23 protein-coding genes and 1 tRNA gene are annotated in these 24,617 nt (G+C 45.3%); 21 read left to right on the top strand and 3 right to left on the bottom strand.

Annotated elements, in window-relative coordinates; translation table 11 throughout:
- Positions 1-250: 250 nt before the first annotated feature.
- Positions 251-2,866: a phosphoenolpyruvate synthase gene (gene ppsA, locus BN1234_RS03015; protein ID WP_054955181.1), complete on the top strand. Its 2,616-nt coding sequence runs from the start codon at positions 251-253 to the stop codon at positions 2,864-2,866.
- Positions 2,867-3,105: 239 nt separating this feature from the next.
- Here the strand turns inward: ppsA and BN1234_RS03020 are convergent, their stop codons facing one another.
- Complete coding sequence (locus tag BN1234_RS03020; protein WP_054955182.1) at positions 3,106-3,630, bottom strand: hypothetical protein; 525 nt, start codon at positions 3,628-3,630, stop codon at positions 3,106-3,108.
- 131 nt (positions 3,631-3,761) lie between these two features.
- Positions 3,762-4,724 carry a helix-turn-helix transcriptional regulator gene (locus BN1234_RS03025; protein WP_054955183.1) on the bottom strand — a complete coding sequence of 321 codons (963 nt, stop codon included), beginning with the start codon at positions 4,722-4,724 and terminating at the stop codon, positions 3,762-3,764.
- Positions 4,725-4,833: 109 nt separating this feature from the next.
- Here BN1234_RS03025 and BN1234_RS03030 point away from each other — a divergent pair, with 109 nt between their 5' ends.
- The 9 genes from BN1234_RS03030 (at position 4,834) to BN1234_RS03070 (ending at position 12,635) form a co-directional block, all read left to right on the top strand.
- Complete coding sequence (locus BN1234_RS03030) at positions 4,834-5,313, top strand: GyrI-like domain-containing protein (protein WP_054955184.1); 480 nt, start codon at positions 4,834-4,836, stop codon at positions 5,311-5,313.
- Between the two features lie 20 nt (positions 5,314-5,333).
- Positions 5,334-5,798 (top strand): DUF8821 family protein, encoded by a 465-nt coding sequence (locus tag BN1234_RS03035; protein ID WP_054955185.1) that lies wholly within the window; start codon positions 5,334-5,336, stop codon positions 5,796-5,798.
- A 340-nt stretch (positions 5,799-6,138) separates the two neighbouring features.
- Positions 6,139-6,981, top strand: a complete 843-nt coding sequence (locus BN1234_RS03040) for an alkaline phosphatase family protein (protein WP_054955186.1) — start codon at positions 6,139-6,141, stop codon at positions 6,979-6,981.
- 36 nt (positions 6,982-7,017) lie between these two features.
- Positions 7,018-8,142 (top strand): ABC transporter substrate-binding protein, encoded by a 1,125-nt coding sequence (locus BN1234_RS03045; RefSeq protein ID WP_245640075.1) that lies wholly within the window; start codon positions 7,018-7,020, stop codon positions 8,140-8,142.
- A complete protein-coding gene (locus BN1234_RS03050) occupies positions 8,109-8,960 on the top strand; it encodes an ABC transporter permease (RefSeq protein WP_054955187.1) in 852 nt (283 codons plus the stop codon). The genes BN1234_RS03045 and BN1234_RS03050 overlap by 34 nt, the downstream gene beginning before the upstream one ends.
- 1 nt (position 8,961) lies before the next feature.
- The gene (locus BN1234_RS03055) at positions 8,962-9,810 is read left to right on the top strand and encodes an ABC transporter permease (RefSeq protein ID WP_054955188.1); all 849 of its coding nucleotides are present in this window, start codon (positions 8,962-8,964) and stop codon (positions 9,808-9,810) included.
- Positions 9,807-10,841 (top strand): ABC transporter ATP-binding protein, encoded by a 1,035-nt coding sequence (locus BN1234_RS03060; protein ID WP_054955189.1) that lies wholly within the window; start codon positions 9,807-9,809, stop codon positions 10,839-10,841. The genes BN1234_RS03055 and BN1234_RS03060 overlap by 4 nt, the downstream gene beginning before the upstream one ends.
- Positions 10,842-10,854: 13 nt before the next feature.
- A complete protein-coding gene (locus BN1234_RS03065; RefSeq protein ID WP_054955190.1) occupies positions 10,855-11,637 on the top strand; it encodes a DeoR/GlpR family DNA-binding transcription regulator in 783 nt (260 codons plus the stop codon).
- A complete protein-coding gene (locus BN1234_RS03070) occupies positions 11,637-12,635 on the top strand; it encodes a histidinol-phosphatase HisJ family protein (RefSeq protein ID WP_054955191.1) in 999 nt (332 codons plus the stop codon). Before BN1234_RS03065 ends, BN1234_RS03070 begins: the two co-directional genes overlap by 1 nt.
- Positions 12,636-12,750: 115 nt before the next feature.
- Here the strand turns inward: BN1234_RS03070 and BN1234_RS03075 are convergent, their stop codons facing one another.
- Complete coding sequence (locus BN1234_RS03075; RefSeq protein WP_054955192.1) at positions 12,751-13,092, bottom strand: ribosomal protein L7/L12; 342 nt, start codon at positions 13,090-13,092, stop codon at positions 12,751-12,753.
- Positions 13,093-13,325: 233 nt separating this feature from the next.
- On the opposite strand from BN1234_RS03075, the gene BN1234_RS03085 reads away from it, so the two are divergent.
- The 11 genes from BN1234_RS03085 (at position 13,326) to BN1234_RS03135 (ending at position 24,596) form a co-directional block, all read left to right on the top strand.
- Positions 13,326-13,398, top strand: a tRNA-Lys gene (locus BN1234_RS03085).
- Positions 13,399-13,598: 200 nt separating this feature from the next.
- A complete protein-coding gene (locus tag BN1234_RS03090; RefSeq protein WP_054955194.1) occupies positions 13,599-15,005 on the top strand; it encodes an ABC transporter substrate-binding protein in 1,407 nt (468 codons plus the stop codon).
- An 89-nt stretch (positions 15,006-15,094) separates the two neighbouring features.
- Entirely contained in the window at positions 15,095-15,985 is an 891-nt protein-coding gene (locus BN1234_RS03095; protein WP_054955195.1) for a carbohydrate ABC transporter permease, read from the top strand.
- 57 nt (positions 15,986-16,042) lie between these two features.
- Positions 16,043-16,876: a carbohydrate ABC transporter permease gene (locus BN1234_RS03100; RefSeq protein ID WP_054955196.1), complete on the top strand. Its 834-nt coding sequence runs from the start codon at positions 16,043-16,045 to the stop codon at positions 16,874-16,876.
- 268 nt (positions 16,877-17,144) lie between these two features.
- Entirely contained in the window at positions 17,145-18,887 is a 1,743-nt protein-coding gene (locus tag BN1234_RS03105) for a glycerol-3-phosphate dehydrogenase/oxidase (RefSeq protein WP_082423081.1), read from the top strand.
- A gap of 254 nt (positions 18,888-19,141) precedes the next feature.
- Entirely contained in the window at positions 19,142-20,449 is a 1,308-nt protein-coding gene (locus tag BN1234_RS03110; protein WP_054955197.1) for an ABC transporter substrate-binding protein, read from the top strand.
- Positions 20,450-20,582: 133 nt separating this feature from the next.
- The gene (locus BN1234_RS03115) at positions 20,583-21,485 is read left to right on the top strand and encodes a carbohydrate ABC transporter permease (protein ID WP_054955243.1); all 903 of its coding nucleotides are present in this window, start codon (positions 20,583-20,585) and stop codon (positions 21,483-21,485) included.
- Between the two features lie 18 nt (positions 21,486-21,503).
- Positions 21,504-22,316, top strand: a complete 813-nt coding sequence (locus BN1234_RS03120; RefSeq protein ID WP_054955198.1) for a carbohydrate ABC transporter permease — start codon at positions 21,504-21,506, stop codon at positions 22,314-22,316.
- Positions 22,317-22,328: 12 nt separating this feature from the next.
- A complete protein-coding gene (locus BN1234_RS03125; RefSeq protein WP_054955199.1) occupies positions 22,329-23,078 on the top strand; it encodes an MBL fold metallo-hydrolase in 750 nt (249 codons plus the stop codon).
- 28 nt (positions 23,079-23,106) lie between these two features.
- Entirely contained in the window at positions 23,107-23,907 is an 801-nt protein-coding gene (locus tag BN1234_RS03130) for an HAD-IIA family hydrolase (protein WP_054955200.1), read from the top strand.
- 71 nt (positions 23,908-23,978) lie between these two features.
- Positions 23,979-24,596, top strand: a complete 618-nt coding sequence (locus BN1234_RS03135; RefSeq protein WP_054955201.1) for a glycerol-3-phosphate responsive antiterminator — start codon at positions 23,979-23,981, stop codon at positions 24,594-24,596.
- Positions 24,597-24,617: the final 21 nt, after the last annotated feature.

Raw genomic sequence — 24,617 nt, forward strand, 5'->3', positions numbered from 1 at the left:
AATAGCTGAGTATAAAACAGCTCACAGCCGGCCTACTTGGCCGGCTGTGGTTATTTTTACAATAAGTATGTTATCGGAGAAACAAAAAAAGAACCGGGTACGGTTCTTTAATATTGCTTATATGTAAGGACAGTGATACAATCAGAACGCGACTCTGATTACAATTAAATACATATCTTACAAATCTTATATCTTTATTCTAACACGCTAATAGGTCCTTGTCAAATGACAAATTGGAGGGGGAAGACTGATGAACTCTTTAGTTTTGGGTTTTAAGGAAATGGATGAAACGCAGCTGATGCTTGTGGGAGGGAAAGCATTAAATTTAGGGGTATTATCAAAAATCGATGGAATACGAGTACCCGAAGGATTCTGTGTGACAACGGTAGGCTATCACAGGGCCGTCGGGCAAAACGAAACGTATCAAGGTTTGTTAGACCGTCTAAATCTGTTGAAAGCAGAGGATCAAGAGCAGATTGGTGAGATAAGCAGGAGGATCAGAGAGCTCATTATGGAAACAGATATTCCTTCTGATGTTGTTAACGCAGTGACTAACTATCTCTCCCAGCTTGGTGAGGAACAGACCTATGCAGTACGTTCCAGTGCAACAGCTGAGGATTTACCGCATGCATCTTTTGCGGGCCAGCAAGATTCCTTTTTAAATATCATCGGCATCGATGCCATCCTGCAGCATATCAGCAAATGCTGGGCATCCCTTTTTACGGAACGTGCAGTCATCTACCGTATTCAGAATGGATTTGATCACAGTTTAGTTCATGTTTCCGTTATCGTTCAAAGGATGGTCTTGCCGCAAGCGTCAGGGATTATGTTTACCGCTGATCCGGTGACCTTTAATCGAAAGCTGCTGTCCATCGATGCGAGTTTTGGATTGGGAGAAGCCCTGGTCTCTGGTTTGGTATCTGCTGATGGTTTTAAAGTGCTGCAAGGGAAAATCGTTGATAAGCGAATTGAAGCCAAAAAACTGGCTGTCTATGGGCGACCAGAAGGAGGAACAGAGACCCGGCAGATTGATGCCGAGCTGCAAAGGACTCAATCGCTAACAGATCCACAAATATTACAGCTGGCACGCATCGGCAGACAGATCGAAGCTTATTTCAGCCAGCCGCAAGATATCGAATGGTGCTTGGATCAGGATACCTTTTATATGGTTCAGAGTCGGCCGATCACGACGTTATACCCGATTCCTGAAGAGAATGATGAAGAGAATCACGTCTATGTGTCTGTGGGTCACCAACAGATGATGACTGATCCGATGAAGCCATTGGGACTTTCATTTTACTTGTTAACCACTCCCGCACCCATGCGTAAAGCTGGCGGAAGATTGTTTGTTAATGTAACACCTATGCTGAAATCACCTGCCAGCAGAGAGACGATATTAAATACCTTGGGACAGTCCGACCCACTCATTAAAGACGCACTTACAACGCTTATTAAACGGGGAGATTTTATAAAAACAATTCCTGCTGATAATCAAGAATCAATACCGGGACATAGCAGTAAAGGAGTGCCCCCAGCAGGGCTTCCAGCGGAGCTCGAAAACGATTCGAACATCGTTTCTGACCTGATCAGGCGCAGTCAAATCTCGATCGTAGAGTTACAACAAAACATCCAGACGAAATCTGGAGCAGATTTATTCGATTTTATTCGGGAAGATATTCAGCAATTGAGAAAGATTTTGTTTGACCCGCAGAGTTCTGCCGTGATTATGGCTGCCATGAATGCTTCAGCCTGGATCAATGAGAATATGAATAATTGGTTAGGTGAAAAAAACGCAGCTGATACGCTATCCCAATCTGTGCCTGGCAATATCACTTCGGAAATGGGCCTCGCGCTTCTGGATGTCGCCGATGTGATACGTCCTTATCCGGAAGTCACTGATTATTTACAGCATGTTACAGATGATCACTTTGGGGATGAGCTGGCTAAGCTGGATGGCGGGCAGGAAACCCTCGATGCAATTAATGATTATCTCAGCAAATACGGCATGAGATGTGCAGGCGAGATTGATATTTCAAGGACCCGATGGATAGAAAAACCAAGCACCCTTGTCCCGTTGATTCTGAATAACATCAAAAATTTTGAGCCGAATGCCAGCCGTCGAATTTTTGAAAAAGGGCGAGAGGAGGCTTATCAAAAAGAACAGGAGTTATTAGATCGATTACGGCGATTACCAGACGGAGAACAAAAAGCAATAGAGACCAAACGAAAAATTGACCTCATTCGGAAGTTCAGCGGGTATAGGGAATACCCGAAATACGGCATGATCAACCGCTACTTTATTTATAAGCAGGCTTTAATGAAAGAAGCGGAACAGCTTGTCAAAGCAGGTGTTATTCACGAACAAGAAGATATATTCTATCTCACTTTTGAAGAGCTGCATGAAGCCGTTCGCAACAAAAAACTGAATCTAAAGATCATCAGCAAACGGAAAGATGAGTATAAGTGGTATGAAAGACTGACTCCGCCGCGTGTTATGACATCGGATGGTGAAATCATCGCCGGGAAGTATAAACGTGGGAATCTCCCAGAGGGAGCGATCATTGGTCTGCCTGTATCCACAGGAGTCGTAGAGGGCAGGGCGCGTGTTATTTTGAATATAGAAGAGGCTAATTTAGAAGAAGGAGACATACTGGTCACCTCTTTTACGGATCCTAGCTGGACGCCATTATTTGTATCCATCAAAGGATTGGTTACCGAAGTCGGTGGTCTTATGACCCATGGAGCTGTCATTGCACGTGAATATGGATTACCAGCAGTGGTTGGAGTAGAGAACGCAACCAAACAGATACAAGACGGGCAGCAAATCCGCGTGAATGGAACAGAAGGCTATATAGAGATATTGTAATGAAGCGGCGGGAAACGGAGCTTTCAAATTTATACTGGAGTAGTCCGTCATTCGTAAACAAGTGATAGGCGTAATCCGTTAATCGTCATCCGTTTTACCATAGGAGTCGATTGTGGGTTTAACTTTGTTTGTATCCGACAAACAACAAACGGCTGCTCGCACTTTCCCGCCGACCGGCAAACGCCGGCTCAAAACCTGCAAGAGGTAGTTCATTGCAGGCTTGAAGCCAGCGTTTCCCCTTACTCCATATATTTTGCAGCGTCAAAAGGAATTTTGGAATGGTGGTTGGCATGCTCAATTAGAGACGATAGCTTCGTGACCTCGCGTTCCTTTTTGCGGGCAGCAGCCTGATACGCTTCCGGATCATACAATGCCACAGTAAACAGCGTAACAGAACCGTCATGTCCCCGGCTGCTCTGCCGCTCCAGTTTCTTACGGGAGCCGAGATGGGCTAGCTGTCCGATTTCATTGCGTATCTGCTTAGCCAGTTCAATTGCTTCCATGACAGTAATGCTGCCGCCGTTCCATGAAATCGTCTCGGTTGTATTTGATATGGCCATTAGCAGGTCAAGCTTTCTGTAATCAGCTGAAACCGTATCGATTTCCTCTGTAATAACGTCTACACTGCGTATAGGAAACTCGGCGGTTTCTCCTTTTTCAATGATGGTGCTGCTGTTGTTCATTCTTTCCTGCATCAATTGATTGATCAGGCGATTCATGGCTGCACGTACAGCCAAAGCTTCCGCCATCGTGATATGACTCATTTGGTTCGGATCACCTCATTAATTAAACTCAACATTCTCTGTCCTTGTGTAGTCTTAGACGCTTCCCAAGGGGAAAGGTTGCAATATTCATTACTCAAATATAGTGATCAGCTTATTTTTACGATTATTGCTCAGGAACGGTACAGATTTAATCGGTCTTCTAAACTTGCCAAGAGTTCTTCCGGTATCTGCCTGATCTTGATATCCCCGCCGAGGAATAGCAGCCAATTGGTTATTTCGGATAACTCTTCTGAACGATGAACCTGGATAAATGTCTTTAAAATCGCTGTAGTTTGAAAAGGACTCGTATATGATATCGTCAACTTTAATGGGTGATACTTTTTGAATTGGGCAATCGCCTTGGGACCAAGCTCAAGAACCAGGTTGAATGCTTCTTCATGCTTGTTTATTCTTTCTAGCATCTTTTTCTTGGCTGCTCTATTTTTCACAGCATATGATTGTACATCGATGAGATTATCGACGGGGATGGTCTGTCTTTTCTCTTCCTCCAGATTAAAGCCATCAATCAGCCACATACTTTTTTCACGATAAAGATGCAGGAGATAGATAGGGTAAGAGTGTATTTTCTTCTCTTCTTGGACAGAAATCAATAAGTAGTTGTCCATTAGAAGCAGCTGAATAAGCTTTTCTAACATCGGGTGAGGCAGGTCTGACAGATCAAGCAGGTCCGGATTGTGGGGGTTCGTTCCTTCAAACAGCAATACTTCATTTAATAGAACCAGATCATCCTGCTGATTTTTTGAGATGAGGCCAAGCAATTTTTCAGTTAAAGATTGTCGGCTCTTCAGGTAAGGAAGCTGCTGGTTTCTTGTAGCCATAAAAGCAATAAATAAGGCTTTAATCTCATTATCGGTAAATCGGACAGTTGGCAGAACAGAGTTATTCATGACAAAATAACCGCCATCCCTTCCAACCTCAGCGACAAGCGGCATCCCCATGGCTTCAATTTCCCTGATATCACGAATTGCTGTCGAGCGAGAGATATTGAACTCCTGCATGATTTCTGAAATGGTAAAGTGGGCACGGTTATTGATATACCGCATGATGATATTAATTCGTTCAACTTTTTTCATCGGAACCCCTAAACAGTATCATTTTTTGACATGATTAAATACTATTATAAACCTATCAAGTGAAAAGATAAATCATTTGGTAAATACAAAGCAGAGGATGGTTTAGAATATGGGAAATTATACACTTGAGGAAAAAGACAGCTTTACCGTGTTAGGATTTGGTACGGAGCTTAAGAGCGATTACACAGATTATGCCGGCATAAACAAGGAGAAGGCAGAATTCTGGGAGGCCGTGAAACAAGATGGACGGCTCGATACATTAAAGGCAGTAGCCGACAATGACTATATATTTGCCGTAAACGAAGCGGTAAATCACAAGATGATGTATTATGCCGGTGTCTTGTCTGAGGCGTCTTTGCCGGAAGCAACCCGGGTAATTCAATTCCCTAAAGGGGAATACCTGATTGTAAAAGGGGAAGGGAGAACGGCTGAAGAGTTGAGTACTATGCTTACGGGTGTAGCCTTTGGTCAAGTGCTGCCTGAAGCAAAGGATTATGCTTACGTTGGCGGACCGAATGCAACGGTAGAGATGGGGCAGCGTGATGGATCCGTATTCGGTGAGATGTGGATTCCTGTTGTTAGGAAGTGAAATCTTTAGGAGGAAACAAGATGTCGTATATCGTTGATTTTAAGAATGTGTCAACAGTTGGTCTGGAATCATCGCCCGTAGCAGACGCTCTTGCCGGTTTACGAGCGAATGAAGCCCGTTACTTCATGAACAAGTACAAACATGAATTTACGGTGACACCGGCAAGTAAAAGCCAGGATACACTTGATTATGTGAACCGGGTTTTGAAAGAAGAACGTAACATTGAGTTTGCGGCCAAGCCTCTGGAAACATCGCGTTTTCAAGTGGAAAATATCCAATTTGCCTACGTCTTTTATGAGGATGGCCTTGGTCTTAATGTCATGTATACGGTGAATGACCCTAAGAAGCGCGCTGTTGGTTTTAAGCTTTCCGAGGGGATGGAGGTCCCAGCGGAGTTAGAAGGAAAATTCAAGTTTGCCAGACAGAAGTCGAAATTAGCCGGAACGATTCGGGGATCGTTTTTTGTGATTAAAGGAGAGTATTAAAGAGTGCGCGGTTAAAGCTGTGAACTCACGGCCCATTAACTTTCCTTATCAAAGTCGAAAACAGTTTGGCGTGAAGAGCCGGAGAAGCCCTCTCCCCGATCATTATGATCCGGGGGGGAGACTTCTCCGGCTTTTTTGACGAAAGACTGAGAGCCTGCCTTAAAACCACAACTTCCCACAAAAGTATATGATGAAAATCATAATTATGTTGACTAATCAAAATGTAAGCGTTTATAATACAGAAAATCATGAATGATTCCACACAAAAACAACATGAATCGAAGTAGAACGTTCTCACAACTTTAGCTAGGGTTAGTAAACGACAACAAGGAGGCCATGCATGCCAAAATTCATTTTTGTTGTTCTGGATGGTTTGCGATTTGATACGGCTATTTCCCAAATGGGGTATATGTCTCATCTCGTGGAAAAGTCTAAGGCATCTCTCTACAAGGTCAAATCAGAGCTGCCAAGTCTTTCACGTCCGCTTTACGAGGTATTGTTGACTGGTACGCCAAGTTGGCAAAACGGCATAACCGGTAATCAGGTGGTGCGGCTGTCCCGCCAGCAAAGTCTGTTTCATCTGGCGCGTAACAAAGGGCTTACAACAGCAGCTGCCGCCTATTTCTGGGTAAGTGAGCTTTATAACCGTGCGCCGTTTGATTATTTACAGGATCGAGAACAGCATGAATTGAACCACCCTATTCAACACGGGAAATTTTACTTCGATGATACATACCCCGATACACATTTATTTGCAGATGCAGAGTATTTGCGCCGAACGTACGACCCGGACTTTCTCTATATTCATTCCATGAACATTGACGACAGTGGTCATAAATATACCTCAGATTCTAAGGAATACCGGGGAAAGGCTCTTATTGCCGACAGTATTCTGGCTCAGCTGTTACCTGTCTGGATGAAAGAGAACTACCATATCCTGATTACAGCCGATCATGGCATGAATGAAGACGGTCATCATGGCGGAACAGGCAACGGGGAACGGGATGTTCCTATGTTCGTCATAAGCTCGTTATTTGAGCCGGGTGTCTACACGGATGAATATGTGCCGCAGCTTGCTCTTGCTCCTTTAGGCGCTAGTCTGTTAGGACTCGAGCCCTCCCATGATATGATGCCATTCCTAATTCCGGGTTTCCATAACAAGCGACACGGGATGGAAGTATAAAAAAGCCAGTTAATCAAAACGAGGAGGACGATTTTGTTGAAAACAATCTTTGGAAAAAGAACGTTCATGACTGTAGCTGCGGGGATGCTTGCTTTTAGTTTGGCCGCATGCGGAAATTCAGAGGAGAGTGGCAGCAAACAAGGAGGCAAGGGCAGTCAGGACGCCGGTCCAGTGCTGACGCTGGAGGAGCTGGCTCCGCTAGCCAAGGAGGAAGGCAAGGTCGTTAGTGTGGGCATGCCGGATACCTGGGCTAACTGGAAGGATACCTGGGCTGATTTGACGAACAAGTACGGCTTGGAGCATTCCGATACGGACATGGGAAGCGCCGATGAGATTAATAAGTTTGCAGCTGAGAAGAACAAGCCGACCGCAGATATTGGCGATGTTGGAATCGCGTTCGGACCGGTTGCGGTAGAGAAAGGAGTTACCCAGCCTTATAAAACCCAGTATTGGGATGAAATCCCGGAGTGGGCCAAGGATAAGGATGGTCACTGGATGGTTGCATACACCGGAAGTATAGGCATTCTCTGTAATAAAGAATTAGTCAGCAAGTGCCCGACAAGTTGGGCGGATATGGAAAGTGCCACTGATTATCAAATAGCGCTTGGTGATGTAATCGGTGCAGCCCAAGCTCAACACGTCATTTTAGCAGCAGCGTTCGCCTTTGGCGGCGATGAGAGTAACATTCAGCCGGGGCTGGATTACTTTAAGCGTTTGGCGGAGAAGGGCCGGCTGTCGAAGGTGGATATCTCGGTTGCCAACATCCAGAAGGGTGAAGTAGCTGTGGGACTGATGTGGGACTTTAATGCACTTGGCAACCGCGATCAGCTCGGACCTGACAAGTTCGAGGTAGCGATTCCCGAGGAAGGAAGTGTTATCAGCGGATACGCTACCATCATTAACAAGTACGCCCCTCATCCGAATGCTGCCAAGCTGGCCCGCACCTATATTTTGAGCGATGAGGGACAGATCAATCTGGCTAAGGGATATGCTCGTCCAATCCGTTCCAGCGTAAAATTGCCCGCGGAAGTGGAGGCGAAACTGATACCGCAGGGAGAGTATAAAAACACCAAGCCAATCAAGGATTATAAGGTATGGGAAAACACGGTGAAGGAGCTTAGTATCAAATGGCAGGAAGAAGTGCAAATTCATATAAAATAATGTACGTGCTGCTCGTTCCTTTCTTCCTATGGATATTCGCCTTTCTGTTTCTCCCGGCGTTTTCCATGTTTTACTCCAGTTTTCAGAATGAAGGCGGCGGTGGGTTTACGCTCGACCAATATGTGAAGGCGCTGACAAATCCGCTCTACTCGAAGGCAATTGGAAATAGTGTGCTCTTATCACTCGTTTCCAGTTTTGTCGGAATTATCATTGCGGTCATTGCCGCTTACTCGTTCACAACCTTTTCTTCAAGAATACGAGACCGTCTGCTGAATGTCTCCAACATCATGACGAACTTTGCCGGCGTTCCTTTGGCCTTTGCTTTCATGATTCTGTTCGGTACCAACGGAATGATGACATTATTATTTCAGAAGCTGGGCCTGTCATTTTTAGTTTTTGATTTGTATACATGGAGTGGTCTCGCCTGGGTGTATATCTATTTCCAGGTTCCTATGGGCATTTTGCTGATCTACCCGTCCTTATACGCTATCCGGACGGAATGGAAGGAAGCTTCTTCATTGCTCGGCGCCAGCACTTGGCAGTTCTGGCGCCGGATCGGCATACCTGTTCTTTTACCGGGAATTGCCGGAACGTTCAGTGTACTGTTTGCCAACAGTATGGGAGCCTATGCAACCGCTTATGCGCTGGCGCTTAGAAATTTCAATTTGCTGCCTATCCAAATAGGCGGCTTGGTCTCAGGTGACATATTCCCACGTCAGGAACTTGGCAGCGCACTGGCCGTTATCCTGTTTCTCATTCTGGTCATTGCCATGCTGGTTAACGAGAAAATGCTTCAGCTGACAAGGAAGGAGAGGTAGTATGCAAACCAACGCCAACGGCAAAAAGCAAGGCGGACGGGTCTGGCATCTGACCGTAACCACTCTGGTGCTCATTTTCTTACTCCTTCCGCTGCTGGTTACGATTCTTTTCTCGATCAGCACCGTTTGGGAGAACAGCATTTTGCCAAAGGGTATTACGTTTAAATGGTACATTGAGCTTCTCTCTGATGAGAGGTTCTTAATGGCCCTGGGACGCTCCTTTCTTGTCGCGTTAATTACGGTAACCTTGACGCTTCTTATCACGGTGCCGACCATATTTTTGATTTCGTTATACTTTCCGCGCCTGGATAAGGTACTCAAGATCATAGTCATGCTGCCGTTTGCTCTGCCGGGAGTTGTTGCAGCAGTAGGTCTGATTAAACTCTACTCGTCACCACCGGTCGCTCTTTCCGGCACCATTTGGATTTTAATCGGTGTATATTTTGTTATCATTTTGCCCTTCGTTTATACGAGCACCCGGAATTCACTCCGGTCGGTCAATGCGCCGGAGCTTATGGAAGCCGCTGAGATTCTTGGATCAAGCAAGGCAAATGCTTTCCTGCGAGTCATCCTGCCGAACATTATGCCGGGCGTAATTGTAGCAAGCTTGTTGTCGTTCTCAATCATATTCGGTGAATTTGTATTAGCCAATATGCTTGTTGGCGGCAGTTACGAAGTAGTGCAGGTGTATTTGTTCCGGATTCTAGGCACTGATGGACACGCTTCAAGTGCAACCATCGTCACTTTCTTTGCCCTGGTATCTGTCTTGTTTGCTCTCGTATTGAAAATCGGTGACCGCAATTCACGGACCATGCTGCCGTCTGACGGCGAAGAGGAGGGATCGGCTTGAGCTTTGTCGAGCTTCGTAATATATCCAAAACATATGGCAAGAACCGGGTATTAGACCGGGTCTCCCTAACCATTAATGAGGGGGAGTTCATTACACTCCTCGGACCTAGCGGCTGCGGCAAGAGTACTCTGCTGCGGGCCGTAGCCGGGCTTAATGACATTGACGAGGGGGGCTCCATTCTGGTTGGCGGCCGTGATATTACACAGCTGCCCCCCAAGAAACGCAATGTCGGTATGGTATTTCAGTCTTACGCGCTATTTCCTAACATGACTGTTTACGATAATATTGCATTCGGTCTGAAGATGGATGGGCTCAGCAAGGCGGAGATCCGTCCGCTGGTAGAAGAAATGCTCGGTATTATTGATCTGAAAGGCAAGGAGAAACGTTACCCGAATCAGCTCTCCGGTGGTCAGCAGCAGCGGGTTGCATTAGCTCGTTCCCTGGTTAAGAGACCAACGGTTCTACTGCTCGACGAGCCGCTTAGTGCACTTGATGCAAAAATCCGGCGTAGCTTGCGCAATGAAATCCGCGCAATTCAACAGAAGCTGAATATGACCACGATTTTTGTAACACATGATCAGGAAGAGGCACTGACCGTTTCTGACCGGATATTTGTCATGAATCACGGTATAGTCGAGCAGGTCGGCAGCCCGAATGAAATATATACCTCCCCTGCAAGCGAATACGTTGCACGTTTCATTGGTAACTACAATGTATGGAGCCGGGAGCAGTTGGAGGGTCTTCCGCTGCGCGGCCTTCCTGATCAGGGTGATATGTTTGCGGTTCGTCCTGAAGCCATCCGTATTGAGCGTCCGGACGTAGAGCCAAGCGGCGATGAAATTGCTGCAGACGGCACGATTTCAATGGTTTCAATTCTTGGAAACGTGCTTCGATTCGAGGTGCTTGTATCCGGATTGCCCGTAACCGTTGATGTTCTAAGTGGACAATCCATTGAACATTTGCCGTCAGGGACGGCCGTTCGGCTGCTTATTCCTCGGAAAGAGTGGAAGAGCGTCCAAAAATCGTCTTAAGGAGCGAGTTTTCGTGTCGTTGTCATTCGAGAAACGAAGGAAAAAGATACTGGAGAACCTGGGCAGAGAGGATCGTGTCGAGGTACCTGTACTGGCCGAGGAGTTCCATGTTTCGACCGAAACGATTCGACGCGATCTGGAACGTCTGGATCGGGAGGGTAAGCTCAAGAAGGTTTATGGGGGAGCTGTTAAAGTCCGATCTGATTCCCTTGAGCTGCCGTTTGAGGAAAAAACCCAGCTTTATGCGAAGGAGAAAGCCGCCATCGGTCGTTTCGCTGCCTCGATGGTGGAGGATGGCGATACGCTTATGCTTGGCAGTGGCACAACCACAATTGAAATCATTCGCAATCTGACGAATTGCCGTGATGTCACGATTGTGACTCACTCCACGCCAACGATGCTGCTCGCCATGGAAATATTCCCCGGTAAAATCATCTTTATCGGCGGGGAGGTTAATAAACGCCAGAAATCCATGTCAGGCCCGCTGGCAGAACTTATGTTGAAGCAGCTGCGTGTAAACAAGGCATTTATCTCGGTCGGTGGATTATCGATTGCCGAAGGCATAACCGATTACGAGCTTTCTGAGGTGAATATTTCTCGTAAAATGATGGAACGTGCAGATGAATGTGTAATTTTGGCGGATTCATCCAAGTTTGGGAAAGCGACATTTGCCAATGTTTGTTCTCTGGACGAAGTATATGCAATTATTACAGACCGTCAAGTCTCCCAAGAGTGGCGGCAATACTTAGCTGAGAAAGATATAGCATTATGGATAGCTGATGAGGAGGACAACTAGTGAAAGTCGACTTTCATTTTCATTTGGAGGAGGGCCCCTATTCATTTCGATGGCTGCAAAGAACCGCCCAGGCGATTGACGCGACTTTAAACGAAACTGAAGCGAGCCACCCTGTTCATACGCTTCCATGGATTGAGGAGCAGACAAGAAGATTAAACAGACGGTTGGAGGAAGGCTGTTTCTCGAAAGATTGGATCGAGCGATATCTGGTACGCGGACGTCAGAAAGGTATCGAAAGGTTCGGTATTGTTGACCATCTTTACCGGTTTGATGAATTTCGTGATTACTACGAAAAGTACATTTTAATGGATGACAGCAAGCTGGGAAAACTGCAGCGCCAATGGTTCGACCGAGTTCGTGTGGGCTCCATTGACACTTATCTGAAGGCTGTCCGGGATCTGCAGGGTGAAGGCTATCCGCTTTCAGTTGGTGTGGAGGCTGATTATTTCCCTGGCGGGGAAGCGGAATTAAAAACCTTGCTGGATCGGTACAAGCTGGATTATGTAATCGGAAGTGTACACTTTCTGGAAGGATGGGGATTCGACAATCCTGAGGTTAAGGATCTGTTTGAAACCAGAGATCTGCTTGATCTGTACCGGGACTTGTTTGAGCATGTGAAGCAGGCTGCACGCTCGGGCTTGTTCGATATTATTGCGCATCTGGATAATTTGAAGGTGTTCAATTACAGGCCGGACGAAAGTGAGATGCTGGGTATGTACGATGAGGTTGCTGCCGTGCTGAAAGAAGCGAACGTGGCATCTGAAATAAATACCGGCCTTGCTTACCGATATCCGATTAAGGAAATGTGCCCAAGCCCATCTCTGCTCAGCAGCCTTTATAAACAGGGCGTTCCTATCACGCTGAGTTCCGATTCCCATTTTCCGGACGATATCGGTATGATGCTGAATGAAGCCGCGAACCTGGCATATGACACCGGATACCGTGAGATCGTATATTTCGAGAACCGACAGCGTTTCACTACTTTGCTTGAACGCTAGATTTAGAAGAAAAAAGCAGACCTGTGAGGTCTGCTTTTTTTGTATATAGAGTCTATATTTTCGGGTGTGTAATTTTTAGTTTACGCCATGAATGATTAACATCATTAATTTGATTTTACAGTTTATGATCCATGCTATCTACAAAGTCCTTCGCTTCTTTCAAAGATAAGCCTTTCGCTTCTCTCAGCAATTTGATAGCTTTAATCTTTTTACCGGAAGCAAGCATCATCCGCAGTCTTCCTTCAAGTTCTGCAGAGAGATAGTCTGCGCTTTGTCCTGCCGGAACATCCGTAATTGCTGGACCCTTGTTGTACAAGTCAGCACTTTCCGGTCGTTTGTTCAACCATTCAAGCTCATCTTTCATATCATTGAGTTGGTTTTGCAGGCCTAACACTTTAAAGCTGAGGAGGAGAGATATGATGAGTGCGGCAACCGCTGTTATTTCTGAAGCTTCCATGGAGCATTTTTCTCCTTTCGTAATGGATGATTTATTTACCATTATACCTCGAAAGATATTTAAAATATCGAGTCCAGGCTCACATCTGAAATATTCATGGATAGAACTTCACTTGATCGTTTCCAAAAATGGTTTCAATTACCTTTGAATAACGGAAAGTATTCTGATATACTTTATAAAGTACCTACTAATAAGTTATTAGTTACCTTGATTTAAGAAGGTATAGGATCTGCGGGTTCTTAGCTCAGTTGGTAGAGCAGTTGACTCTTAATCATCAGGTCGAGGGTTCGAACCCCTCAGAACCCATTCGTATAACCAAGCGCAGCCATTAAGGCTGCGTTTTTTGTTGTGCCAAAGTTTTCTGTAGTGAGCAGCAAAATGCCGGGATAAAAATTACAAAGTTCGAATAAACGACTAATAAAAGAAGTATGTTTAAGTACAGACGGTAAGCGCATACATCTACACTTTGAGGGTAGTATACAGCGACTTAAAAGGAGGGGGAAAGTATGATGTTACGTAACCGAAAATGGTGGCTCTTTACAACGATTGTCTTGTGTACTTCGCTGCTGTTTGGATGTACCAGCAATACGAATAAACCCGCTGATTCAAAATCGAGTGATCCAGGGAACGGGAAGGCTGCAGAGGCTCCCAAAACAACGATCAGCATTACCTTTAGAGATGACGGAATAGGAGAGAATGGAGCGTTATATAAGTGGATCATGGAATTAGCGGCAAGCTATCCTGATAAAAGTGTTGAAATTAAGCCAGCACCGATCCAGGCGTCTGAAGGCGATTATTTTGCCAAAGTTGCGTTAGCGCTGAAATCTAAAGATACAGCACCGGATATCGTTACGGAGGATACCTTCATATTGAATTCAGATGCGAGTGCAGGATTTCTGGAACCGCTGGATGATAAGCTGAAGGGCTGGGAAGATTGGTCCAACGGTTCTTTTATTGAAGCAATGAAGAAGGGCGTGACTGCAAGTGACGGGAAAGTGTATGGGGTTCCCTATAACACGGATTCCAGAGGACTTTGGTATAACAAGGAGATATTCAAACAGGCAGGGCTTCCGGAAGACTGGCAGCCGAAAACTTGGGAGGACGTCCTGAGTGCGGCAAGAACCATTAAGGAAAAGGCACCTGATGTGGTTCCGATATGGATGAACATGGGCAAGGCGACTGGAGAAGCAACATCGATGCAGACCTATGAAATGCTCCTATATGGAACAGGTGAAAGACTTTATGACGATGCAAGCGGGAAATGGATTATTAAAAGTCAGGGAATCGTTGACGCACTTACTTTTATTGAAACGGTTAACAAAGAGAAGCTTGGACCACCTTTGTCCAAGGTATTGAACGGCCAGGCAGGAAATACAGCAACCCGCGAATATTTACCACAAGGTAAACTAGCTATTTCGTTGGATGGCTCATGGATTACAGGTAATTATTTTACGGGAGGCGCCGCACCATGGCCGGAATATAAGGATGTGCTCGGTTTCGCACCGATGCCGACAAGTAAAGGTCAGGCACCTGGATCAATTACACTGGCCGGAGGCTGGGCTTTATCCATCCCAAGCAATTCGAAGCATAAGGAAGAGGCCTGGGATTTTATCAAATATGCCCTCAATAAGGAAAATACACAGAAGCTGGTGATGGCTTCAGGCAATATAACGGTTCGTGCGGATGTTGCCAAGGATCCGGAATATACTAAGATGCCGTTTAACGAAATTGCAACGGAATACTTGAAAAATGCAGAGTTCAGACCCGCACAGGAGAAATACCCTGAGGTATCAACGCAAATACAAACGATGGTTGAATCTGTCGCCACGGGCACCTCTCCAGCGGATGCAATGAACAAATATGCCCAGGATGTAAGCAGAATTGTCGGCGGGGATCATGTCATGGAAAAATAACGGAAAAAGCTTGCTCAAGCTGCTCCTTAACAGGACTGCTTGGGCAAGCGGTTTTTTTCAGATCTTCAGTGGCGGAAGGAGCACAGAACATGAGCAGTCTGACGGTTAATGATTTCAAAAAGAAGAGAACGACGTATACATGGCTCTATTTCTTACTTCCTTCGATTGCGATTATGCTGGTATTTTTCATTTATCCGATATTGTTAACCTTCTTTTATTCTTTCACAAATCTCGCTTTAACGGGAGAAGCAGCCAAAGACCTTAAATTCATCGGCTTAGACAACTATGTGCGTATGTTTGAAGATCCCTCGGTCCGAGTGAGTATATGGAACACCTTAATCTTTTTGATCGGTTCGGCTGTTATTGGGCAGCAGGTGCTGGGATTTCTTATCGCCTTATTAATGAAGCAAAGAAATAAAACATTCAGACGTGTGATCGGCACGATCGTGTTAGCCGGCTGGGTAACCCCGGAAATCGTATGTGCCTTATGCTTATACAGTTTTTTCGGGGATGAGGGGACACTTAATACCATCATTTCCTTTTTCGGATTTTCGGAAGTTACCTGGCTGTTTACCGTTCCCATGCTGACCATCATCCTGGCAAACATTTGGCACGGAACCGCCTTTTCCATGCTTGTGTTCCAGGCGGCACTGGACGATGTACCGAATGAAATTGAGGAAGCTGCTGTTGTAGATGGGGCGTCAAAATGGAAGATTTTCACGAGTATTATTGTTCCTTATATCAAGGGCACCATTACAACAAATATGATGCTGGTTACCTTGCAGACCCTGGGGGTATTCGGGCTGATCTATGCGATGACCGGCGGCGGGCCGGGAACATCGACAACGACATTGCCAATCTTTATGTACAATCAGGCTTTTGTTAATTATCAGCTTGGATATGGAACTGCCATTTCATTGTTACTGCTGCTCATTGGCATTGTACTCAGCCTGCTCTATATCCGGTCAATGAAAGAGTAGGGTCTTGAGCGGAATACTTCCTAAGCTTGGACTACCAAAAAATTGAGGAGAATTCGGATGAATGCCAAACAACGTAAAGTAATGTATCGAGTCATGCCTTATACGATTCTTACTTTGATCGGAATCTGTTTCATGCTGCCGCTGCTTTGGGTTCTCGTTGCCTCGGTTGACGCCAATGCGATGCAGTCCCTTAAGCTCCCCAGCCGTATAACCGGCGCTAACTATGTGGAGGTGATCACCAGCAGCGAAAATCAGCGTGCTTTTCTGATCGGCCTGGTTATGTCGCTTGGCCAAGCCGTAATTGTAGTGCTTCTTGCATTGCTGGCGGCATACCCGTTATCTCGATACCAGATGAAATATAAGAAGCCGTTCATGCTGACGATTTTGTTCATGACCTCATTGCCGATCACCGCTGTCATGGTGCCTGTATATCAGCTGTTTCTCGGATTAAAGCTCTATGATAATATTTTTGGCGTTATTTTATTTTATGTTGCCTCGTCGATGCCCTATGGCATATGGATGCTGAAAAATTTTATGGATTCGGTACCGCAGGATCTGGAAGAAGCAGCATGGGTTGACGGAGCGTCTGTCTTCACCGGAATCCGGAAAGTGGTTGCGCCTTTAATGGTGCCTGGCATTTGTACGGTTGCAATTTTTACTTTCTCCGGAAGCTGGGGCAATTTTTTCGTCCCGTATATTTTGCTGCAGTCACCCGAAAAATTTCCGGCGTCTGTTAAGCTGTATCAATTTTTCGGCCAATACGGCATGGTAGACTATGGCAGCTTGGCGGCATTTTCCGTACTCTATGCGATCCCGGCTATTATCATGTACATTCTTTCTCAGCAGTTTATGTCCAAAGGCTTCGGCCTTCAGGGAGGGACGAAAGGGTAGAGAGCAAGTTATTCTATTTCAGGCTTAAGAATGGTGTTCTAACCGTATTTTGAAAGTTGTGTGAAATTGATAGCTGACTCATTTAGTTACTATAGACTTATGGCGCGGGTAGGCATATAATGGAATTTATTATATCGATTGCATAAACGGGCGGAGATAACGGAGAACCCTTTTGCTGAGTATATACTGTCTTTCAGTATGTATTCATGGCGGAAGGGTTCTTTCTATACCCTCTTATAGACCGGATGTGGATTAGGGAGGTTAGACTATGGATACCAAGCTCTCGTCAAGGGAACGAGCAGCGTATTTGAAAGATATGTCGGAAGTTAAACTGGATTTGCTGATCATCGGAGGAGGCATTACGGGGGCAGGGATCGCATGGGATGCAAGCTCCAGGGGTATGGTTACAGGCCTTGTGGAGATGAATGACTTCGCATCCGGAACGAGCAGCAGGTCCACGAAACTGATACACGGCGGGCTTAGATATTTAAAACAGGGCGAAATAAAGTTAGTCCGTGAAGTAGGGTCAGAACGCGCTCTTCTGCATAAAAGTGCACCTCATCTCGTGGATCCAATTCCGATGCTGCTGCCTATTTATAAAAATGGAACATACGGATACTGGACCAGCTCCATCGGGCTGCTTATATATGATTGGCTGGCAGGAGTCAAAGGTAGCGAGCGCAGAAAAATGTACGGCCGCGATGATGCAGTAATTCTTGAACCGCTCTTTAAGCAGGATGGCTTAAAAGGTGCCGGCTACTATTATGAATATCGGACGGATGACGCGAGGCTAACAATTGAAGTCTTGAAGAGCGCTCGTGCGAGCGGAGCAATGATGACGAATTATACAAAGGCAACGGCATTTATTTATCGGGGCGGAAGAGTTGTGGGCGTTAAAGCGGAAGATCTGCTTAGTGGAGATATATATTCCATTTACGCTAAAAAAATCGTGAATGCGGCAGGCCCTTGGGTGGATGAAATTCGAACACAAGACAACTCTCTAAAAGGAAAAAGACTACTCCTGACCAAGGGTGTTCACTTGGTGGTGGATTATAATAAGGTGCCTGTTAAGCAAGCCGCCTATTTTGACGTGCCTGGCGGCAGGATGATTTTTGTTATACCGCGCGGAAAGAAAACGTATATCGGCACGACCGACACGGTGTATGAAGGAGATATCCAAAATCCCGGTATAACCGAGGCTGATCGCAAATATCTGCTCGATGCCGTTAATCATGCCTTCCCGGATGTTCAGTTGTGCCTGACAGATATAGAGACTGCTTGGTCCGGTCTTCGTCCGCTCGTAAGGGAAGAAGGAAAAGGCCCTTCAGAAATTTCACGTAAGGATGAGTTGTTTGTCTCACATTCCGGCCTGATAACAATTGCTGGAGGAAAGCTGACTGGATTCCGCAAAATGGGAGAAAAAGTCGTCAATCTTGTATCCAAACAGCTTCAGGATGAAGAGGGCACCATTTTCCCGCCGTGTACAACAGACCGAAAACCGATCAGTGGGGGACTGATGAACGGCGGAACATATCACGACCTGAAAAAAGCCATGGTGAAACAAGGGAGATCCTTTGGCATCAACATAGATGAGACCTTTGATTTGATGTCCCGTTACGGGGCGAATACGCTGGAGATCTTTAGATATATAGATGAATCAAAGCGGGATGAAATGATGGAGGATGGTCTGCTGTATGCCGAAATTAAGTATTCCATAGATCACGAAATGACATTAAATGCTGTAGATTTTCTCCTAAGAAGAACCGGATGGCTGCTGTTTGACCGGCAGAGGGCTGAACGGATCGTGGGTGAAGTCGTGTCTATTATGACGGAGCTGTTGGAATGGGATGGTCATGAGCTGGATAGGCAGTGGTTAATGCTTCAGGAACAAGTGAAGATAGCATGGAACACCAATGAGGATATCCGTGTCGATTTAAATGTAGCAGGAAAGTCTGTAAAGGATAATCAGACTGAGCTAAGAAGTCCGGGTTTTTTGCATAACTTTCTATAAAAATATAATTTATTTAACCTTTAATTTACACAATTAGGAAATGTCAATGATAATTATGAGATAGGAGGGATAATTTAAAATTAATCTTGTCAAACTTGTGAACAGACTGTAGTATAACAGTATAGTTTTAGAGCTGGGTAGAGATGATGAGAAGCCCTTTGCATAACTAAAACGCTTTCTTTGTTGTGAAAGCTGTTTTTGTGCAGAGTACTTCTCATTTTTTTGTGCCCGGACGATGAAAAAGGGGGATTTAGGTGAAAAAATTCGGGTTTTTATTCATCGTATTTGCATTAGTGCTTTCAGCTTGTAGCGGTGGGGGGGATTCCAAAGGAGCGTCAGGTGGAAAGAATGGAGGAACTGGGAAAGACGGTAAAGTAGAACTCCAATTCTATTTCCCGGTAGCGGTAGGCGGACCGATCACGAAGTTGATAGATCAGTTGGCCAGTGATTTTGAGAAGGAAAATGAGAATATTGACATTACGCCAATCTATGGCGGAAGCTATCAAGATACGATGACAAAAGTAGCCACAGCCGTACAAGGGAAAAACTCGCCGGACATCGCGGTTCTTTTATCAACGGATTTGTACACTCTGCTCTCCATGAATGCGATTGAAGACTTAACTCCGCGCTTCTCAAAGGAATACTTTGAAGATTTCTATGAAGCATTTCTGGGGAATACAAAATCCGGTGATACGGTGTGGAGCGTTCCATTTCAGAGAAGTACCATCGTGATGTACTATAACAAGGATAAATTTAAGGAAGCAGGTCTTGATCCGGAGAAAGCACCAGCGAACTGGAATGAGCTCCGTGAGTATGCTAAGAAGCTGACAAAGGCAGATGGCTCCCAGTGGGGAATTGAGATTCCAAGTACAGGTTATCAGTACTGGATGCTGCAGGCTCTATCACTGCAGTCAGGCGGGAACATCATGTCTAACGATGGAACGAAAGTGATGTTCAACCAACCCCATGTAGAAGAAGCGCTGCAGTTCTACATGGATCTTGGACAAAAGGATATGGTTATGCCTAAAGGTACGATCGAATGGGCGACAGTTCCTTCAGATTTTATCAGTGGAAAGACGGCAATGATGTTCCATACAACAGGAAATCTTACCAAGGTTAAGAACGAGGCGGCATTTGACTTCGGTGTAGCATTCCTGCCTGCCAACAAGCAGTTTGGATCTCCAACGGGTGGCGGTAACCTGTATGTATTCAAAGATATTCCTGACGCCAACAAAGAAGCTGCTGTGAAGTTCATTGAGTTCCTGACTAAACCGGAGCGGGTAGCGCAGTGGTCAATTGATACCGGTTATGTGGGGACTACGAAATCTTCTTATGAAACAGATCTGCTTAAGAAATATGTGAGCGAATTTCCTGCGGCGGCGATTGCCAGAGACCAGCTGGAATACGCGGACAGTGAATTATCTACATATCAAAACGGTCAAGTGACCAAGATCTTCAATGATAACATTCAAGCGGCTCTGCTTGGTAACATGACAGCAAAGGAAGCTTTAGAAAAGTCGCAGCAGCAAGCTGACGGGATTCTAAAACAATTCCAAAAATAATGAATTATAGCGGTTAATAAGGATGCGGGGTTAAGCAGCGCTGTGAATCGAACCATTAATGAAAGCGTAATCATCGAATTCACAGCCTGCATTATTTTAAACTCTCTTAGGTGGGAACGGGGGATTGAATGAATTGGCACAACCAGCGGTACATAAACGCACTAGGCGAACAATCAACTGGAGGGAAAATGCTTTTGCCTACGCTTTACTGTTTCCTTCCTTGATATTTCTCGTAATGTTTACGTTTTATCCGACCTTCAAATCGATTTACTTGAGTTTTTTTAACTCCACATTCGGCAGTCAGACTTTTGTCGGATTCGACCAGTATTCCAGAGTGATGCAGGATGAGGTGTTTCTGAAGGTAATCAAGAACAACCTGATCCTCGTGCTTGGGACCGTTCCGATCAGTATCTTTTTGGCGATATACTTGGCGATCTGGGTGAACAACAAGATGAAAGGCAACGGGATATTGAGAGCAGCCTTTTTCTATCCGACCATTATTCCGATGATCGCAATTGCTAACATCTGGCTGTTTATATACACACCTGATTACGGTTTGTTGGATAAATTCCTTTCTTTCTTCGGCATTAATGGGGCGAATTGGCTTGGGGAACCCGGCTGGGTAATGTATGCCATGATTGGGATGATTATATGGAAGGAAGCCGGGTTTTTCATGATCTTCTATCTTGCGGGGCTGCAAAATCTGCCTAGTGAAGTTTACGAGGCTGCAAAGCTGGAAGGAGCCCGTCCATTTCAGGTTTTCCGCAAAATCACATTTCCTTTAATCATGCCAACAACGCTATTTTGCCTTGTCATTGCCACAACGAATTCATTCAAACTGGTTGATCACCTGTACATTATGACTAAGGGTGGACCGGACAACGCAAGTAATCTGCTTCTGTTTTACATTTATGAAACAGCGTTCAGTTTCTGGGATATGGGGGCGGCTTCTGTACTTACGGTTATCCTGCTCGTCATTCTGCTTTCAATCTCAATATTCAATTATGCTTATCTGGATAAGCGCATCCATTACTAGGAGAGGAGAATTTGAACCATGTACCGCGTCATTAACCGTCTGTTAGTTATCATCCTGGCGATTATTTTCCTCGTTCCATTGGTATGGGCCGTTATTACTTCATTCACGCCGTCGTCGGAAGTCATTACGCGTGCGAATCCGTTCTTCATCAAGAATCCAACATTCATAAACTACATTTCGGCCTGGGATACGATTCCCTTTCTTCAGTATTACTGGAATACATTAGTCATCGTTCTCGGGATCTTAGCCGTACAGATGCTGACCGTAACGCTCGCTGCTTATGCGTTTGCGCGGTTAAACTTTATCGGGCAAAGTTTTATTTTTATCATTTTTCTCGTTCAAATCATGATTCCGCCGGACATTCTGATCTTTCCAAACTATTCGATTATGAAGGAACTGAATCTGATTGACACGAAGCTTGCGATCATGCTGCCTTACTGGGCGTCCTCTTTCGGAGTATTCCTGCTTCGTCAGACGTTTAAACAAATCCCGCTTGAGCTTGATGAAGCGACAAGAGTGGATGGGTGCCGCTGGTACCAAACGCTGTGGTATGTTTATCTGCCTTCAGCAAAGCCGACATATATCGCATTTGGTCTTATTTCTATCAGTACGCACTGGAGCAATTTTATGTGGCCGCTAATCGTCACCAATACGGTGGAATCGCGTCCGCTCACAGTAGGGATAGCTATCTTTGCACAGTCATTTGAAACAGGTGCCCAGTGGGGGACGGTTACAGCTGCAACGGTGCTTGTTATCCTGCCGCTGCTTACAGCATTCTTTGTATTCCAGCGCCAGTTTGTAGAAAGCTTTATGCACTCAGGTCTTAAATAGGGAGAAACAGAAATGGATATTACATTGATGGGAACAGCCAGCGCAGCCTCCGGAGCAGGACGTGATAATACGTATCTGCTCTTACAAAATGATACTGACTGTACCATGGTGGACGTCGGAGGCAATCCGTTAGGAAAACTGAAGCAATTGCAAATCTCGTCACATCAGGTCAAAAGAGTTGTATTTACCCATCTTCATATCGACCATATCTATGGGCTTCCTTCCTTACTGTGGGGAATGTGGCTTGATCAACGCACCGAGCCGCTTGATATCTATTGTGATGAAGAAGGGCGGGAATGGCTGGAGCAATGGCTGGATCACTTGAAGGTTACACAGTGGGCTATCCGTTTTGAAGTCCGTGTTATGACATATACATGGGAGAAGCCCTCTGTGATCGCGGAGGGGAAGGACTGGACGATGTCCGTGTTTCCAAGCAGACATAGTGTGCCTACGGTTGGCGTAAAGATGGTCCATGAAGGTAAAGTAATGGTCTATTCCTCAGATACCATGGTAAACCCTGAAATTAAAAAGATTTCGAACATTGACCTTCTGATTCATGAGGCAACAACGGCACACAAGAAGCTAGAATTCCATACCAGTCTCAAAGAGCTTGCCGGCTTTTATAACTGGTCAGCAGTGGAGCGTGTGACACTCGTACACATGACCGATAACGAACCCTATATGGAGGTTCTCGGGCAGCTTCCTGAGGAGATTCACCGCAAGATTACTGTGGGGCAAGAGCTGACAACCGTCACATTATAGCGGAATTTACATGCAGAGGAGAAAGAGTATGGACCATTTTTCTGGGTATATATTCGATTTGGATGGAACGATTTATCTTGGCAATCAAGCGATCGAAGGTGCGGTAGAAACAATTCAATACCTGCAATCACAGGATAAGAAGCTATTATTTTTAACTAACAAGACGATTGAGTCGAGAGAAAATTATTTAAAAAAACTGAATGGATTCGGAATTAAGATTGGCTTGGACAATATACTGAATCCAGCGCTCGTTACCATTCATTACTTGCAGAAGAATCATGCGGGCGAGAAAGTGTACGTCATTGGAGAAGAAATATTAAAGAATGAGTTCCGCGAAAACGGAATCGAGTTTGCAACGTGCCCTGAAGAAACCGATGTGGTCGTCGTTTCATGGGACCGGGATTTTCATTACAATCACTTAGACTTTGCCTACCAGGCCATTAAAAATGGCGCGACTGTTGTAGCCACCCATCCGGATCGGACTTGTCCAATGCCAGGCGGTGATGTGCCGGATTGTGGCGGGATGATTGGAGCTATTGAAGGAACAACGGGTATGCAGATAAATCTTGTTATGGGCAAGCCATCCGTATTAACCGCACTGGCTGCACTGGATATTTTGCAGGTGGATGCGAAGGACTGCCTTATGTCGGGAGATCGGCTGGAGACTGATATTCTGATGGGAAACAATGCGGGCATGAGTACGGCACTAGTACTAACGGGGGTAACGCAGCGGGAAGATTTATCAGCTATGCAGGTAAAACCTTCCTATGTGTTGAATTCAGTATATGACATTTACCGAAACAGTAGGCTGCAGAACATGAAAAATTAATATATTTACACAAAATATGTTGTTACAACGGGAGATATGGAGAAGTTGTTGCAACAATGAGGTGAGCACATTTGAGAAGCAATGTAAAAAATAACGTGGATGGTGCACAGCGAATTGCTTATTGTTTGAAACGAAAACCGATCATTACCTCACTGATGAATGTGGATGAATTGCCGTCTGTTCTTGAGACGGATTCAAATATCGTATTTATTTTAAAAACGGACATTTTTGTTATTGAATCCATTGTTGAACAGATCCGGGAGGCAGGCAAGTTGTCCTTTGTCCATTTCGATCTCATCGAGGGCATAGGAAAAGATAAAACCGGTGTGGCTTACTTAGCTGAGAAAGTAGGAATCGACGGTATTGTCACAACGAAAAATACGGCTATTGTCGAGGCGAAAAAGCTAGGACTGCTTACCGTTCAGCGATTGTTCGTGTTTGACTCGGTGTCGCTGGATAACGGAATCAGGATGATCAAGGCATCTGACCCTGATGCGATTGAAGTTCTGCCAGGTATGGTATGTAAGCGGATAATGGAAAGAATCCGTACGGAGGTTAATGTTCCGGTGATCGCAGGCGGATTAATGATTGATCTGGAGGATTTTGATACAGCGCTGAAAAGCGGAGTTATTGGAATATCAACATCGAGCAAGGAGCTTTGGCGCTGGCAGGATGAGAATATGTTATAACAGCCTGCCTTCACATAATAT

This window comes from Paenibacillus dakarensis (assembly GCF_001373415.1).
GTDB lineage: Bacteria > Bacillota > Bacilli > Paenibacillales > Paenibacillaceae > Paenibacillus_AQ > Paenibacillus_AQ dakarensis.

What these genes read in the sequence shown, in the direction of transcription:
- BN1234_RS03035 (WP_054955185.1), top strand. Translation starts at nt 5,334, where the DNA reads ATGTCGTATATCGTTGATTTTAAGAATGTGTCAACAGTTGGTCTGGAA.
- BN1234_RS03055 (WP_054955188.1), top strand. Translation starts at nt 8,962, where the DNA reads ATGCAAACCAACGCCAACGGCAAAAAGCAAGGCGGACGGGTCTGGCAT.
- BN1234_RS03075 (WP_054955192.1), bottom strand. Translation starts at nt 13,092, where the DNA reads ATGGAAGCTTCAGAAATAACAGCGGTTGCCGCACTCATCATATCTCTC.
- BN1234_RS03120 (WP_054955198.1), top strand. Translation starts at nt 21,504, where the DNA reads ATGTACCGCGTCATTAACCGTCTGTTAGTTATCATCCTGGCGATTATT.
- BN1234_RS03025 (WP_054955183.1), bottom strand. Translation starts at nt 4,724, where the DNA reads ATGAAAAAAGTTGAACGAATTAATATCATCATGCGGTATATCAATAAC.
- BN1234_RS03040 (WP_054955186.1), top strand. Translation starts at nt 6,139, where the DNA reads ATGCCAAAATTCATTTTTGTTGTTCTGGATGGTTTGCGATTTGATACG.
- ppsA (WP_054955181.1), top strand. Translation starts at nt 251, where the DNA reads ATGAACTCTTTAGTTTTGGGTTTTAAGGAAATGGATGAAACGCAGCTG.
- BN1234_RS03100 (WP_054955196.1), top strand. Translation starts at nt 16,043, where the DNA reads ATGAATGCCAAACAACGTAAAGTAATGTATCGAGTCATGCCTTATACG.
- BN1234_RS03090 (WP_054955194.1), top strand. Translation starts at nt 13,599, where the DNA reads ATGATGTTACGTAACCGAAAATGGTGGCTCTTTACAACGATTGTCTTG.
- BN1234_RS03130 (WP_054955200.1), top strand. Translation starts at nt 23,107, where the DNA reads ATGGACCATTTTTCTGGGTATATATTCGATTTGGATGGAACGATTTAT.
- BN1234_RS03095 (WP_054955195.1), top strand. Translation starts at nt 15,095, where the DNA reads ATGAGCAGTCTGACGGTTAATGATTTCAAAAAGAAGAGAACGACGTAT.
- BN1234_RS03105 (WP_082423081.1), top strand. Translation starts at nt 17,145, where the DNA reads ATGGATACCAAGCTCTCGTCAAGGGAACGAGCAGCGTATTTGAAAGAT.
- BN1234_RS03125 (WP_054955199.1), top strand. Translation starts at nt 22,329, where the DNA reads ATGGATATTACATTGATGGGAACAGCCAGCGCAGCCTCCGGAGCAGGA.
- BN1234_RS03030 (WP_054955184.1), top strand. Translation starts at nt 4,834, where the DNA reads ATGGGAAATTATACACTTGAGGAAAAAGACAGCTTTACCGTGTTAGGA.
- BN1234_RS03020 (WP_054955182.1), bottom strand. Translation starts at nt 3,630, where the DNA reads ATGAGTCATATCACGATGGCGGAAGCTTTGGCTGTACGTGCAGCCATG.
- BN1234_RS03050 (WP_054955187.1), top strand. Translation starts at nt 8,109, where the DNA reads ATGGCAGGAAGAAGTGCAAATTCATATAAAATAATGTACGTGCTGCTC.